The 14,924-nt window shown below is 68.8% G+C and carries 10 protein-coding genes and 2 pseudogenes; 6 read left to right on the forward strand and 6 right to left on the reverse strand.

The annotated features are described in order from the left end of the window. The first annotated feature begins 318 nt into the window (after positions 1–318). Positions 319–1,605, forward strand: coding sequence for an ankyrin repeat domain-containing protein (locus OHB49_RS38890; protein WP_329165612.1), 1,287 nt, complete (start codon positions 319–321; stop codon positions 1,603–1,605). 247 nt (positions 1,606–1,852) lie between these two features. Here OHB49_RS38890 and OHB49_RS38895 read toward each other — a convergent pair whose 3' ends face one another. Next, a complete protein-coding gene (locus OHB49_RS38895; RefSeq protein ID WP_329165613.1) occupies positions 1,853–2,653 on the reverse strand; it encodes a GOLPH3/VPS74 family protein in 801 nt (266 codons plus the stop codon). A gap of 498 nt (positions 2,654–3,151) precedes the next feature. Here OHB49_RS38895 and OHB49_RS38900 point away from each other — a divergent pair. Continuing rightward, positions 3,152–3,552, forward strand: a pseudogene (locus tag OHB49_RS38900) (helix-turn-helix domain-containing protein); the annotation flags it as partial. Positions 3,553–3,701: 149 nt separating this feature from the next. Here OHB49_RS38900 and OHB49_RS38905 read toward each other — a convergent pair. Together OHB49_RS38905 and OHB49_RS38910 are read right to left on the reverse strand one after the other, a co-directional pair. Next, positions 3,702–4,136 carry a VOC family protein gene (locus OHB49_RS38905; RefSeq protein ID WP_329165615.1) on the reverse strand — a complete coding sequence of 145 codons (435 nt, stop codon included), beginning with the start codon at positions 4,134–4,136 and terminating at the stop codon, positions 3,702–3,704. Between the two features lie 615 nt (positions 4,137–4,751). Then, positions 4,752–5,321, reverse strand: coding sequence for a helix-turn-helix domain-containing protein (locus tag OHB49_RS38910; RefSeq protein WP_329165616.1), 570 nt, complete (start codon positions 5,319–5,321; stop codon positions 4,752–4,754). Between the two features lie 140 nt (positions 5,322–5,461). Between OHB49_RS38910 and OHB49_RS38915 the strand changes: the two genes are divergently transcribed. Then, positions 5,462–6,715 (forward strand): benzoate/H(+) symporter BenE family transporter, encoded by a 1,254-nt coding sequence (locus tag OHB49_RS38915; RefSeq protein WP_329165618.1) that lies wholly within the window; start codon positions 5,462–5,464, stop codon positions 6,713–6,715. On the opposite strand, the gene OHB49_RS38920 is transcribed toward OHB49_RS38915, so the two are convergent. Next, entirely contained in the window at positions 6,675–7,403 is a 729-nt protein-coding gene (locus OHB49_RS38920; protein ID WP_329165619.1) for a type 1 glutamine amidotransferase, read from the reverse strand. The genes OHB49_RS38915 and OHB49_RS38920 overlap by 41 nt on opposite strands. Before the next feature lie 402 nt (positions 7,404–7,805). Between OHB49_RS38920 and OHB49_RS38925 the strand changes: the two genes are divergently transcribed. Beyond that, entirely contained in the window at positions 7,806–8,546 is a 741-nt protein-coding gene (locus OHB49_RS38925; protein ID WP_329165620.1) for a hypothetical protein, read from the forward strand. A 339-nt stretch (positions 8,547–8,885) separates the two neighbouring features. Here the strand turns inward: OHB49_RS38925 and OHB49_RS38930 are convergent, their stop codons facing one another. Further along, complete coding sequence (locus tag OHB49_RS38930; protein WP_443079611.1) at positions 8,886–11,414, reverse strand: SpoIIE family protein phosphatase; 2,529 nt, start codon at positions 11,412–11,414, stop codon at positions 8,886–8,888. Between the two features lie 546 nt (positions 11,415–11,960). Between OHB49_RS38930 and OHB49_RS38935 the strand changes: the two genes are divergently transcribed. Together OHB49_RS38935 and OHB49_RS38940 are read left to right on the forward strand one after the other, a co-directional pair. Next, positions 11,961–12,428, forward strand: a complete 468-nt coding sequence (locus tag OHB49_RS38935; RefSeq protein WP_329165623.1) for a Rieske (2Fe-2S) protein — start codon at positions 11,961–11,963, stop codon at positions 12,426–12,428. A gap of 346 nt (positions 12,429–12,774) precedes the next feature. Then, complete coding sequence (locus tag OHB49_RS38940; protein ID WP_329165625.1) at positions 12,775–13,359, forward strand: GNAT family N-acetyltransferase; 585 nt, start codon at positions 12,775–12,777, stop codon at positions 13,357–13,359. A 391-nt stretch (positions 13,360–13,750) separates the two neighbouring features. On the opposite strand, the pseudogene OHB49_RS38945 reads toward OHB49_RS38940, so the two are convergent. Further along, a pseudogene (locus OHB49_RS38945) lies at positions 13,751–14,307 on the reverse strand (transposase); the annotation flags it as partial. Positions 14,308–14,924: the final 617 nt, after the last annotated feature.

The raw sequence follows: 14,924 nt of genomic DNA on the forward strand, positions 1-14,924 counted from the left end.
CCACACTACCGGGTGAGGCGGGGGTAGTGCTGGTCGCCCTGGGACGGGTGCGGACCGCGGTGAGCCAACAGCGACGGGAAGGGCTGGTCCAGCGGTCGCACTGCAATTGCGTCGTGAATCCCGTGAGGGCTGTTGTCAGCGGGGGCCCCTGCTCGGCGTTCAACTCCTCGTACGTCAGCGGCCTCTCGACGCCACGATGTTGTACGCGATGAAACGGCCGGTGGGGCGTCCCGCCGTAAGCGTCCGACTGCCGAACGCCGACCGCGCCGGCTCTGCCTCCCCCTGTCGAGCCGATTCGTCAGACCTACACTGAGCTGCGTGAACGCGACGGGGGACAGGGCCACGGGGATGGGTACGGGTGCGAGCGAAACAACGGACGGCGGGTCTGCCCTGATCTCAGCGGTTCGGGCCGGAGACACCGCCCTGGTGAAGAGCCTTCTGCAAGAGGACAGCGATCCCGATATGCGGGAGGCTGCATTCTGTCTGGCGGTCCGCACGTATGCCGGGGATATCGCGCAGCTGCTGCTCCAGCACGGCGCGGATGCCGGCCAGAGCAGCCCGGACGAGCTGCTGCCGCTGCGCGAGGCGGTCGCATCGGGGTCGCCCGCGCTGGTCGAGGCGCTCCTGGACGCCCGGATCCGGGGCAGGTACCCCGAATCCGAACTCCTGGAGACGCGTGACCTCGCGCGCCACTGGCACGAGGCGGGGGCCGGAGCCGAACTCCGGCGTCGCACGGGCGCCAAGGAAACCCTCGTCCGAACCCGGGTCCAGGACGACGAGTACTACAGCATCGGTGAACTCACCCTCGGAGGGACGTCCGTACGGGACGGGCACGCGGCGATCCTCACGGACCTGGAGGAGCTGCTCGGCATCCGCGCCTCGTTCGAGGAGCTGATGGCACGCGCACTGGATCACGACCAGGACCACGCCGCGTGGGGCAGGGCCACCATCCTGCTGGCGCACCGGCGCGACCAGGAGACCTGGGCGGCTGCCGCGGCCCTGCGCACACATCCCGATCCGTCTCACAGGTTGTTCGGTGCCGAGGTACTGAGACTGACCCATCTCTTCGACGACAGCGACGCGGAGGCGTTCGCCGGCCCGGCCCTGGACATCTTCATCGACTGGTCGACGAAGGAGACGGACCTCACCGTCCTCACCGAGGTGCTGAACGCGCTTGGAGAGCACACCGATTCGCGCGCCGACGCGGCTCTCCTGGCCTATGCCGGCTACCCCGATGGCGGTGTACGGTGCGCGGTCGCAGCTGGGTTCGGTACAGAGTCCGAACTGCCTGCCTTTTCCGATGACGTTCGTGAGGCGCTGCTGGTGCTGATGACGGACGTGGACACGGCGGTACGGCGGGGCGCCTGCCTCACAGTCGGACAGGGCAGAGACCGCGCCCCTGTCCTCGTCGAGGCGATGGCCGCGCTGCTGGACGACGCGGACCGCCAGGTCCAGGTCGCCGCTGTGCAGGGGCTCGCCCTCCACGACGACGAGCGGTGCGTGGCAGCGGCACGCCGTCTTGGTCCGCCGCAGCCCGGCTTTCTTGCCGAGGAGCACTACCTCGACGCGGCGTGGCGGTACGAGTGGCGCCGCTACGGCCGCTGACGCCCGTCAGGGTCTGTCGGGCGCACGTGGGCCGCGAATACCGTGCGTTTCGAATGACGCTTCCCGCCGGCCAACCCTCCCGACGCAGTGTCGCCATCAGGCGGGTGGACACGGCTCGATGGATGCAGATCGCGGCGAAGCCCTCCGGACCCATTAGCGGTGCAAGGCGAAGCACATGGCCGCATCACCGAGGAGCGAGGTACGGGTTTCGGCGAGTCAGACGAGGTACGTCCGCGGGCCCACAAGTTCAGTCGCTGTTGCTCATCCGGTGCTTCCAGTCGGCCTGCCTGATGTACTCGGCTGCGGCGGCGATGGGAAGGCTGCTGGTGACCTGCTCGATACGCTTTCGGATGTCGCGGTGCTGGCGGCCCGGATAGAGGCGCGTGCTGAGTCCGGCGGCGCCGAAGAGCGCGACCAGGTACTCCGTGCGCCGGGACGGCGGACCGAAGCCGCCGAGGGTGACCGCCCGGACCGCTTCGTCGACCCTTGCCACCGACTCCTTGGCCGCTGACGGTGACGGGGCCCGCCAGGAGACATGCGGGATGATGCCGAGGACGGGGCGCCGACGGGCGATCAGCAGCCCGCGGGCCTCCATCGCTTCAAGGCAGCGCCTTTCGACGTCCTGGAAGTGCCGCCACGTGCTGATCCAGCCGTGGAGCGGCCACTTCGTCATGTGGGCAGCGATTCCGCTCCTCGCCGCCGCGCTGACGCGGGCGACGAGGCCGTCGGGCAGGTCTTGGCGCAACTGGGACAGACTCTCCGGCGGACTTGCCAGCCGGGTCTGATCGGCGTCGGGCTGGCCGCGCCTGATGTCGCCCGCAATCTTGTCGAACATCCCGCCCACGAAGGGATCGTCGAACTGAACCGGCCTCAGCTCGACGATCCGCCCGTCCTCGATGAGGATCGCGCCATGGAGCTCCAGCTCGGCGAGGACGGCTCCGGCCAGCGCCCGTTTGAAGAACTCGGGCCGTTTTATCGCGCCTGTCCCCGGGTCCGCGCAGACCAGCATGAGTTCCTCGGGCAGCGTACGCAACGGCCTGTCGTCCATCGTGATTCCCCCTGTTCGCGGTGCCGGTCACTTCAGCCTGCACGGAGCGACGCCGCACAAGGCGGGCCCGGTTCCCCTTCACGTCCCCTGTATAGACACGGACCTCGCCGAGGCCGGGTCCGATCCCGGTCCCGGTCGGCCCTTCCACCACGCACCGGGAATCAGCCGAGGTGGACCGACTGCCAACTGCGGCCGGTAGGGCTGAGCGGCCCCCGCTTCTCCATCCTGGCATCCATTGCCGACCCGGCACTGAGCTTGGGGTGCTCGGCTAGGTCGGGCGGCGGTCCAGCAGGGAATGACATCTGAGCCACGACCCGTATAGCGATCGTCACGCCGGACCGGGACCCGCGCATCTGGGCCGGCCGGATGCTTCCGCCGTTACTGTTCGGTGCCACTGAACCTTGGCCGTTTGCCGGTGAGCCTGTCCCTGGCCGTTCTCGATGAGCCCCGCGCTAAGGGCTGTCCCGTAACGGCTGATCTTGGTGTCATGATCTTGCCATGCCTGGTCTGATCACGTCGTCGGAACCATCCTGGACAGCCCCGTTCACCGGGCTGAATCGCGGCAGTTCGGCAAGCTGGTCACTGCGATGCGGAGCGAAAGTACGGACCAGGTGCGCAAGGGTCGACCGTGGAGCCTGGCTCTGGAGGAGCGGATCCTGCTCGTAGCGGCTTACTGCCGTGCGAACTTGACGCTGCGGCAGCTCGCACCACTGCTCGGGGTGTCGAAGTCGGCCGCCAATCGCATCATCGGCCACCTCGGACCGTCGCTTGCGCTTCAGCCCCGTCAGCGGTTCCGTCAGGACGCCGTGCTGATCGTCGACGGCACCCTGGTGCCCACGCGGGATCATACGGTTGCCGAGCAGTCGAAGAACTACCGGTACTCGACCAACCACCAGGTCGCTGCCGTCTGAAAGGCGACGGCGTTCACACCGCCATGCTCGGCATCGCCCGGCTGCACAACCTCGCCCTCACGGGGTAACTCCCGCCCCATACGAGACCGGAGAGGCCCAGGGGAGGCGGCTCCCCGCCTCCCCGGCTCGGCGAATGCTCAGTCGATACAGAATTCGTTGCCCTCGATGTCCAGCATTGGGATGCACGACTCGTTTTCCTCATCGGCATACAGCGTTTGCACGTGGGTGGCGCCGAGCGCGACCAGTCGTGCGCACTCAGCTTCGAGCGTGGCGAGGCGCTCGTCCCCCACGAGCCCGGTGCCGACCCGGACGTCGAGATGCACCCGATTCTTGACGATCTTGCCTTCGGGGACGCGCTGGAAGTACAGGCGCGGGCCCACGCCTGAGGGATCACTGCAGGCGAACCATGAACCCTGCTCCACAGGAGGCAGGGTGCGGTTGAAATCGTCCCAGGTGGCGAACCCCTCCGGTGGCGGCGGCATGACATACCCCAACACCTCGCACCAGAAACGAGCGAGGCGCTCAGGTTCTGCGCAGTCAAAGGTGACTTGGAACTTCTTGATCGCTGACATCGGCGCACCATAGCAGGCGGACTCTGCCGCTCATTTCCCCAGACAGATCCGCCCGACACCGGTCGCGCCCTGGGTCTCCTTGGACACCAAGCGACCAAGCCGGACAGTCCGCGAGAACGACGCGACCGTGGCGACGGAGCGCCCCAGTGGTCCCCAGGATCCAGTCCTGACAACCAACCTTCATTCCAAGATCAGTTGCGGCACATCCCTTACGTTCGAGGCTGCGGTCGTCGGCCACTCGGACCTGGTAGCGCAGCGCGATCACGAGCATGCCCCGAACCGTCCACCACTCGGTCCTTGCGCTCGACCACGTCGCCGAGATCCTCCTCGACGTACGCGGAAACACGACGAGGACACCCCGATGACTCTCTTCGAACCGACGGACACCACCCCTGTCGTGCAGCACGACCACTGCCCGGCACGAGGCCGAGCAAGCTGTAGCTTCCGCTCCAGAAGGCGCGGGGGAAACTCGGCATCAGGAGGTGCCCGGCCCTGGGGCTGCGACCGAGGGCGGATCGCAGCCTGGGGGAGACGAAGTGACGCCCGCCGTGCCGCGTACGCGCCCCCGCCTGCGCGAGAGCGTGCACCGCGACCAAGTTCGCAGCGTCCGTTGTGTCAAGCCCCTTCCAAGGAAGCATCCTTCGAAGACGCGCCCTTCGGGTACCGGACGAAGAGGACGCCCTGGACCTCGCCGTCCGGTGCGCTGTAGAAGTGCGGGGCGTCGGCCGGCCAGTGGGCGTGGCCGCCGGGACCGGCCGTCTGCGGCGCGCCCGGCAGGCCGACGACCGCCGTCCCGGAGAGCACCATCAGGCTCTCCGTGGTGTGCGGGACATGCGCGGCCGACTCCTGGGTCGCGCCCTCGGTGATGGCGACGCGGAAGACGTCGGTGGCCGCGCCCTCGTCCTCGTACCGCTCCAGGAGGACCGCGGTGACGGCGCTGCCGGAGACTCCGCCCGCGCCCGCTGCTACGCCGGGCGCCGGGTCGTCGAGGACGGAGCTGAGCGGGCGGCCGAGCGCGGTGGTCAGGGCGTAGAGCGTTTCCAGGGTGGGGTTGCGCCGGCCCGTCTCGAGTTCCGAGAGCGTGCCCTTGCCGACCCCCGAGCGGCGCGAGAGCTCCGACAGTGACAGGCCGTCGTCCTGCCGTAGCCGTTTCAGCCTGCGCCCCACCTCGTCGTTCAGACCCATCCGCCCGGTTCCGTCCGTTTCTGCGTCCACCGGCGCTTTGACGTGCCGCCACCTGCGTCCTTAGTGTTCCACAAACAGAACGTTCCGTTCACGGAACGCTTGGAACCTGCTCTCCCGCCCCCTCCGGAAGTGATGCCCGCATGTCCCCGCTCGCCCGCATACGCGCCATCGCACCACCCTCGGCCGTGGCGGCGGGGCTCATCGCGGTCACCGTCGGCGTGACCAGTGCCGCCGCCCTCGTGTTCACCGCGGCGCGGGCCGCGGGGGCGGACGAGCGGCAGGTCTCTTCATGGATGCTGGCACTCGGCGTCGGGATCGCCGTGACCTGCGCGGGTCTGTCGCTGCGGTACAAGGCCCCGGTCGTCACCTCCTGGTCGACGCCGGGAGCCGCGCTCCTCGCCACGAGCCTGAGCGGGGTGTCCATGACCAAGGCCGTGGGCGCGTTCGTGTTCAGCGCCGCACTGATCGTGGTCAGCGGTCTGACGGGATGGTTCGCACGGGTCATGGACCGGATCCCGGTGCCCCTGGCGTCGGCGCTGCTCGGCGGTGTGCTGCTCGAGTTCGGGACGGGACTCTTTTCCCAGATGGGCGGCAGTTTCGCGATCGCGTTTCCGGTGTTCGTGCTGTATCTCCTCGCGCGTCGGCTGCTACCCCGCTACGCGGTCCTCATCGCGCTCGGCGGCGGAGTCGTCACCTCCGTCCTCACCGGGGGCTGGCATCTGGAACGGGTCCGACTGTCGCTCGCGCAACCGGTGTTCACGGCTCCCGAGTTCGACTGGAAAGTACTGATCAGCGTCGGCGTGCCGCTGTTCGTCGTCACCATGGCCTCGCAGAATCTGCCGGGAGTCGCCGTGCTACGCGGGTCCGGCTACGAGGTACCCGTCTCGCCAGTCCTGACGTGGACCGGCGCCGTGCAGGCGGTACTCGCGCCGTTCGGGGCGTTCGGCATCAACCTGGCGGCGATGACCGCCGCGGTCTGCACCGGCGACGGGGCCCACCCCGACCGGCAGCGGCGCTACCTCGCGGCCGTATGGGCGGGCGTCTTCTACCTGTGCGTCGGCCTGCTCGGCGCGACCGTCGCCTCGCTGCTCACCGCGATGCCTCACGCGCTCGTCCTGGCCGTCGCCGGGGTCGGCCTGCTCGCCACGATCGAGGCGTCCCTGGCCAGTGCCCTGTCGGACCCCGCGTCCAGGGAGGCGGCCGTCGTCACCTTCCTCGCCACGGCCTCCGGTGTGACGCTGCTCGGCATCGGGTCCGCGTTCTGGGGGCTGCTCGCGGGCGTGCTCACCAGCGTCATCGCGTCGGTGGGACGGCGGCGCCGAGCCGCCGCACCCGCGCCCGCCCCGCGGCCGGTCACGGCAGCCTCGCGCACACCCGAGCGAACCTCTGCGTGAACACCGACCACGCCGAGACCGCCGCGCCCTCGTCGGCCACGGCCTCGGCGTGCAGCCGGTCCCTGTCGAAGCCCTGCCGGGCCAGCCGCTCCCGGTCCCAACCGGCGATCCGCTCGGCCTCAGCCTCGGGGTGAAACTGCACACCCCAGGCCCGCGCCCCGACCCGGAACGCCTGGTGGGGACAGGTCGCGCTGGACGCCAACCAGGAGGCACCCGGCGGGAGTTCGGTGATCGCGTCGACGTGCCGCTCGATCGCGGGAACCGTCGCGCCGAGCCCGTACAGCAGCGGATCGTCGGCGGCTTCGGGGCGCAGCCGGATCTGTGTGCTGCCGAACTCGGGCTGCCCGTGACACGCACGTACGCTGCCGCCCGCGACCTGTGCGAGCAACTGGCCACCGAGGCAGATGCCGAGGACGGGCGTGCCGTCGTCCAGCGCCTGCGCGACGAGGCTGCGGGTGGCCGGGAGCCAGGGCGCTCGCTCGTCGTCGTCAGGCAGGAAGCCGCCGCCGAGCACGAGGAGCGGCCTGCCGTCGAGCGCCCGGGGCAGGGCCTCACCCTCATAGGGACGCAGCACTTCGAGGCCGATTCCCGCCTCGCGCAGCCAGGTCCCGACCCGGCCGGGACCGCCGCTCCTGGTGTTCTGTACGACCACGGCGGTCGGCGGGCCCGGTGCGTGCGAGGGCGTCATCGCCTCAGCTCCCCTGCTCGGCATCTGCGTTCGCTGCGTTGATCTCTACGTTGATCAAGGCAGCAGATCAGGATGCGACGCGCGACGTCAACGGTCCGTCGGCCGCCCTGTTCTGAGGGTTGCAGCGGCCGTGCTCCACCCAGCCGGCGAGGCGCAGCCGTGATGCCAGACGCAGGTGTCCTCGACCTCTTTGGCGCCTGAGGGTCTGAGCCACCGGGGCCCGTACTTCGTCGAGGTGCGCGGGCTGTGTGTCGGCAGGCGTCCGACTCGGGCCCGGAAATCCCGGTGTCGGTGTCGGCCGGAAGGGTTGTACGGGCGGAGGCGCCAATTCCGTAACCGTCCAATGCACGCTCGATCACACCACCTCCCCCGTACGCCGCCTGCTTCCCGAGGCGGGGAAGAATGAGCCCACCATCCACCCTGCGGCCTGGGATGCTCTCCTTCCGGGCCTGGTACTCCGAGGATCACCCCTTGATTCACCACCGGACGGCGGCCCTGATTCTGGCGCTCTCGGGACTGATGCTTTCGGCATGCGCCTCAGGCTCACCCGCGCGACCGAAAACCGGCGAGCAGGTGGTTCTCGACCGGCTGGCCGCTGCCGACGACGCCCCCTACTCGGCCGCGATCAGAGCCGTGACGCAGTCCGGAACCGGACGACTGCAACTCGTGGTCGGACGGATCAACCTCAACGCGCCCTTGACGGGGCGCACGACGGACAAGACCGAGCAGTACACCGAAGACGTCGTGATCACCCGGCAGAAGGTGTACCGGCGTGCAAGCGGCTCCCGCGGTGTGTGGCAGGAGTTCCCTGCGGCGGCGGCCAAGGGCGGCATTCCCACGGACCGACTTCCGCAGTACGTGCGCCTCATACTCGGTCACAGCGGCTCCGTGCATCGGGGGAGCGAACCCGTCCGTGTGTCGGCCCACCTCGTCCCGAAAGACATCGAGTCGGTCGACAGGTCCGTCGGGCGCAACCTGCGCCCCGCCACCGCGATCGACGCGGACGTATGGATCGACAAGGAGGGCCGAATCGTACGCGTACGCCAGGACATCCACTTCGCGTCCGACCCCGACATTCAAAACACGCTCACGCTCACCGACTTCAAAGGCGTCGTTTCGGTGAGCGCACCTGTCGCGAGGTGAGCATCATCCGGGTCGCGGCGGGGTGTTACGACAGCGCCGTAGGCGTCCGTGTGCCTAGCCACGTGCGTTCGGACGAAGTTGTGTAGCGCGGTGGCAGACAAAAAAGCGGGCTCGCATTCGCCGTGCGCCTGCGGGTAGTCGTGCGGCATCGTCCTTGAGATCCCTACTACCTGTGAGGGTCTGACCTGTGGCCGATTGCCGAGATTGATCCCTACGCCTTCCTGGCGATGCACGGAACTCTGGCATCGGACCCGGCCGGCAGATACGGCGACTGTGGCCGCAAACCTCGCGCGTGCACGAGGTCGACGAGCTGATCGCCGTTCCGCACGTGAGGCTGCGTCAGCCACGGTCGCCCGATCGTCCCAGGGGGCCGCTGTCCTCGAGGTCGCTGAGATCTCCGAAGACTTTGAGCACGTCCTGCTCGAACCCGGCGGGTCGGAGCGATTGTTCGGACCAGATGGTCTTGCCGTCACCGGCGTATCGGGCGCCCCAGCGCTGGGCGAATCGGGCGATCAGGAAGAGGCCGCGGCCGCCCTCGTCGGTGGACCGGGCGTGACGCAGGTGGGGGGAGGTGCTGCTGCCGTCGGACACCTCGCAGATGAGCGTGCGGTCACGGATGAGCCGTAGCCGGATGGGGCCCGAGGCATAGCGGATGGCGTTGGTGACGAGTTCGCTGACCACCAGCTCGGTGGTGAAGGCGAGCTCCTCGAGCCCCCACGCCGCGAGTTGCCGGGTCGCCCTGGCACGGGCCGGTGCGACGGCGGCCGGATCCTTGGCGATGTCCCAGGAGGCGACGTGATCCTCGCCCAGGGCCTGCGTGCGGGCCAGCAGCAGTGCCGCGTCGTCTCCCGGCCGGTTGACCGAGAGACTTGCGACGGCGGCGTCGCAGAGGTCCTCCAGCGGGGTCTGCGGGACGGACAGGACGTCAAGCAGCTGCTGGAGCCCCTGGTCGGCGTCGAGGGAGTGGCTTTGGATCAGGCCGTCGGTATAAAGAACCAGGATGCTGCCCTCGGGGACGTCCATCCGAATGGATTCGAAGGGTAGACCGCCGAGACCGAGGGGCGGGCCGCTGGGGAGGTCCACAAGCCGGGCGGCGCCGTGGGGAGGGACGAGCACCGGTGCCGGGTGACCTGCGCGGGCAAGGGTGCAGTGGCGGCCGACCGGGTCGTAGACGGCGTACAGGCAGGTCGCCCCGGTCGCGCCGGATTCGTCGTCGGTTTCCTCGACGATCCTGCTGACCATGTCGTCCAGGCGGGCCAGCACCTCGTGGGGGGTGAAGTCGATGTCGGCGAGGGTCTGCACGGCGGCGCGGAGCCGCCCCATGGTGGCGGCGGCGTGGATGCCGTGTCCGACCACGTCCCCGACGACCAGGGCGACGCGGGCTCCGGAGAGCGGGATGACGTCGAACCAGTCGCCGCCCACGCCGGCTGCCGTGTCGGCGGGCAGGTAGCGGTAGGCGGCATCGACTGCGTTCTGTTCGGGCAGGTCCTGGGGGAGCAGACTGCGCTGGAGGGTCAGTGCGGCGGCGTGCTCATGGGTGTAGCGGCGGGCGTTGTCGATGCAGACTGCGGCATGTCCGACCAGCTCCTCTGCGAGGACCAGGTCGTCAGGTCGGAACGGCCCTATGGGCTGCCAACGGCCAACGGTGGCCGCTCCCAGGGTGGTGCCGCGTGCGCGGATGGGGACGATCATCAGTGAGTGGACGCCGAGGTCGCGCAGGTACGCGCCACGGGCCGGGTCGTCGGCGGTCCAGCGGGGGTCGGTGGGGTCCAACTCGGGGATCAGAGTGGAGGAGCCGCTGATGAGCGCTCGTGCCGTGGTCGACAGCGGAGGGTAGCCGCAAGGTTCGCCCGGCGGGATGGGCGGCGGGGCGCCTTCGCGGGCGGAGCGGTGACCGACGCAGCGGAGGGAGGCCGCGGTGGTCGCGTCGGCCGGGCCGGATGGGAGCTCTTCGCCGCGCAGCACCGAGTCGAGGAGATCGACGGTGACATGGTCGGCGAGCCCGGGGACGGCGGCGTCGGCCAGTTCCTGTGCTGTGAGCGGGACGTCCAGCGTGCTGCCCAAGCGCTTATGGGCCTTGTTCAGCAGTGTCAGCTTCTGCCGGGCGCGGTGATGTTCGGTGGTGGAAAGGACGATGTAGCACGCGCCCAGCGGTTGTCCGTCCTCATTCTCCACGCGGAAGCACGAGGTGGAGTAGGCGACCTGATCCGGTTCCGACAGAACGTGGCCGAAGTACTCACGGCCCGTCGAAGGGCGGCCGGTCTCCAGCACCTGACGTATCTCCGCTTCGGTGTGCTCCACATCCAGGTCAGGCAGGACGTCTCCCAGGCGCCGCCCCAGGAAGCGCTCGCGGGGGATGCCGCACTGGCGCTCCATGGCGTCGTTCACCCAGGTGAGCCGCAGCTCGGTGTCGACCATGGCCACGCCCACCGGAGCGGTGAGGGTGATCCCTTCCAGCAGGGAGCGGCCGGCGCTCCACCACCAGGTCCTAGTCGTGTCGGCGGCGAGAATCAGTCGCATCGAACAATCGCCGGAGTCCTGGATGGGCAGGATCCGGATCTCCAGATCGAGACAGCGGCCGTCTCGGTGACACACGGCCTGCCGGCCCTTCCAGCCCTGCTCCGCCTTGAGCCGCGCGGCGAAGTCAGGGGAGCCCACCTGATACATCGCCCTCTCCGTCGTGGAGAAGACCTCCGACAGGGCCCTGCCCAGCACCTCCGGGCTTGAGCGGCCGAGAAGTTTCGCAGCCCCCTCGCTCCACCCCCTCACCACCCCTGCGCCGTCGACCACGACCACGGCGGTCGATGGACGCAAAAGGAGGTCTGCTGCTGTGGAACGAGTTCTCCTGCGAGCACCCATGCCGACCATCCAGTGCAGCGCGTTCCCGATGCGCAGACGCTTGCGCGGATGCGCTCGCCGGGCTGGTCTCAGCTTACCTACGACGGGTGCTTTCAGCCTTCGAGCCGACCCGGGACGTCGAAGGACGCGGCAGGAATATGGCCGGACCCATGCCAGTGAAGAACCTGCTACGGCGGGCCCGAACGGGTCAGTCAGATGCGCCCCGCTTGATCGCAGACAGCGACGGTACGTACGGGGTGGGCACGGACATCATCGGCAATGACCTCGGCCGGTTCGCCACGCCACGCGAGGCCGTGGCACTGGCGTTCCGCCACCCGCCGTCCGCGGCCGTCGCACGAACGTGTGGCGGCGCTGCTTGTAGCGGCAACGGCGGGCGTGTGCTTGGTGGCGGGGACGCCAGTAGGAGGGCGTCAGTGCGTCGTCGCGTCCTGGGCCTGCTGCCACTCGGGCGAGCTTGCTGCCAGGTTGCTAGGGCCTCCGGGCCCGCGGGGTCACTATGCCTGTGCCGGGAACGGACGGTTCACGGTGTCGCGGCCACCACGCAGGGAGCACGCCATGTATGCAGGGCGAAGGACGGTACTCACGGCAGGTGCGGCGGGCGCCGCCGGGCTGGTGACCGCTTGCGGCTCGTCCGGGGACGGGAGCGGGAGGGCGGCATCCACTCCGGAGACCACCCGGGGCGCGACGCCGAGCACCAGGGCAGGCGCGGCGAGTACCGAGGGTTCCGTACCGGGAGGAGAGGCTCTCGCCAAGACCTCGGACATTCCGGTCGGAGGCGGCAAGGTCTTCGAGGAGCAGGAGGTCGTGGTGACCCAGCCCAAGGAGGGCGAGTTCAAGGGCTTCTCCGCCATCTGCACCCATAAGGGGTGCACCGTCGTCGCAGTCAGCGATGGCACCATCAACTGCCCCTGCCACGGCAGTCGGTACCGCATCACGGATGCTGCGGTCGTGGCCGGTCCCGCGCCGCAGCCGCTGGCTGCCGAACGGATCACCATCACCGGTGACACCATTCGGCTTGGGTGACGCCCTTGGAGTCGGCGAGCTCACCGATTTCTGTGTCACGTGCTGCCTCGTCGTCGCTGCCCGGTGCCACGGTGTGTGAGGGCTTGGCACTCGAGCAGGAATACCCAACGTCCGGCTGGAGTACTAATAAGAGGTCGTTAAGTCCGTTTCTAGTAGTGGCCTCGTCCGGGTTGGGTGAGGAAGCCTTGGCGGGCGAGGCGGCTGTGGGTGGCGTTCATGTCTGGGTCGTCGGTGGGCAGCCGTGCCGTGCACGATCTGCTGGTAGGCGGTGCCTTGGTCGTGAGGACCGAACCGAGATCGGATATTCGGTGTTCTGCCCGCCCCATGGGGACACAAGATGGTGCGCATGACTTTGGCCATCCCCATACTGCACACCGCTCGCCTGCGGCTGCGCCCCTTCACCGACGCCGACGCGGACCGCCTCTTCGCGCTGCACAGCAGCACCTACGTGATGCGCTACTGGGACTCCCCGCCATGGAACGAACGGGCCCGCGCCGAGCGCTTCATCGCGATGTGCCGGAAGATGGCGGACGAAGGCACCGGGGCGCGGGTGGCCATCGACCGTGCTTCTGACGGGGCCTTCGTCGGCTGGTGCGGTCTGACCGGATGGAACCCGGACTACCGCAGCGCGTCGTTGGGCTACGTCCTCGGCGAAGCGATGTGGGGCCACGGCTTCGCGACGGAGGCCGCGCACGCCTTGCTGCAGTGGGCATTCGACACACTGGACCTGAATCGAGTTCAGGCCGAGACCGATACGCGCAACGTGGCATCTGCCCGGGTCCTGGAGAAGATCGGATTCGTGCGTGAAGGGACGTTGCGGGAAGACTGCGTCGTGAACGGCGAGGTATCCGACTCGTGGGTGTTCGGGTTGATCGGGCGAGAGTGGCGGCCGTCGGCCGTGTCGATACCAGCCCGCGAAGAGCGGCGTTGAGTCCGTCTCTGGTAGAGACCGCGTCCAGGTTGAGTGAGGAAGCCTTGACGGGTGAGGAGTCCAAGGCGGCTGCGGGTGACGTTCATGGCCGGGACGTCGGTGGGCATGCCAAGGAGTTCGTACAGTTCGCGGACCCGGAACGCCTGATCGGGGTGGGTGTTGAAGGCATTCAGGATGGCCTGGTAGGCGGTGGCCGACTCGGGCGGTTCGGATTCGTGCCCGGTCGGGGCGAGTTCCGCGATGACCTTCCGAGTCGTGGCGAGTTCCGCTAGGTGCGCCTCGGCCTCGGCCAGGGCGGCGGTCAAGTGCGCGATCTGGTCGCGCAGTTCACCGGCCCGAGTGGTGGCCTTGTTCTGCCGGGCCTGGAGGTCCACCAGGAGTTCAGTGACGTTCACGCGGCCGCCTGAAGGCTGTCGCGCCAGGCCGGCGCGGGCGTGGTGAGGCGGCGGATCATGTTCGCGGTGGAGGCCCAGTAGACGCGTGAGTCGGAGTTGTCGGGCCGGTGGTCGTACTCTCGGGCCAGGCGCCGGTGCAGCATCAACGAGCCGTTGACCTGCTCGACCACCCACCGCTTCGGCTGCGGAACGAAGCCCTTGCCCTGGTCGCCGGGGTTGCGGCGGACGACGTCGACGGCGATGTCCAGCAGTGCGCCGTGGATGACGACTTCGTCCTTGAACCCCTGGTCCACCAGGGCCCTCTCCAAGCGGTTGCCGCACCGCTCGGCGGCCTGGTCGAGCAGAGACATGCCGGCTGCGTTGTCATGGCCGGATGCGGCCAGGACGACGACACCGATGATCAACCCCAGAACGTCGACTGCGAGTCCGCGCTAGCGGCCAGGCGTCTTCCTGTTCGCGTCCAGTCCCGTCGTGGTCTTCGGAACCCCGCGGCCGCGCGCACGGACTGGGTGTCGATGACCACGAGGGGCGGGTCCTCCAATCGGCGGGCTCTCCCTGCCTGCTGCGCGAGCGGGGTAAGGGCGAGCACGAGAAGCGGGTTGCCCCCGGACCGACGGTGCACTGTGCCGGCCTCCGGTGCGTCCGGAGCTGGGGAACCCTCCCTCGCGAGCAGGTGCAGGAACTCGGTACGGCTCAGGCGCTGGAGCACGAGTCGGTGTGCGGCGGCAGCGCCCTCGTAGACGTCTATGACGCGCATCTCCCTGCTCAGCGCGACTACCTTCGTTACACCACTACTGTATTGTTCGCAACAGTATCATTCAATACGATCTCGTGTTTAACTATTGGCCTGTGCGAATCCTCGGCCCTTGGCTCCCCGCCTCGGGCATTGCTTCTCTGGGGATTGCCCGTATCAACGCGCTCGAGAAGGGCGACGTGTTCGCGGACTCCTGTGCAGAGACGCCCACCGGCTGAGGCGTGAGGCCTGGCCGGCGGTGTCACAGATCGGGCGTCCGCCCGGTCTGCGAAAGCGACCCGATTCGGCGCCGTGGTGAGAAGGGTGGATCATGAGGATTACTTGTTGCCGGAGAACAGCCTCATCGGCACGCCTTGGCTTCAGCGGGGGCGACTCGGCGAGTGGTCGTGGCCATCAGAGGCGTCGAACCACAACGG

It is taken from the genome of Streptomyces sp. NBC_01717, from assembly GCF_036248255.1.
In the GTDB taxonomy this organism is placed as follows: domain Bacteria; phylum Actinomycetota; class Actinomycetes; order Streptomycetales; family Streptomycetaceae; genus Streptomyces.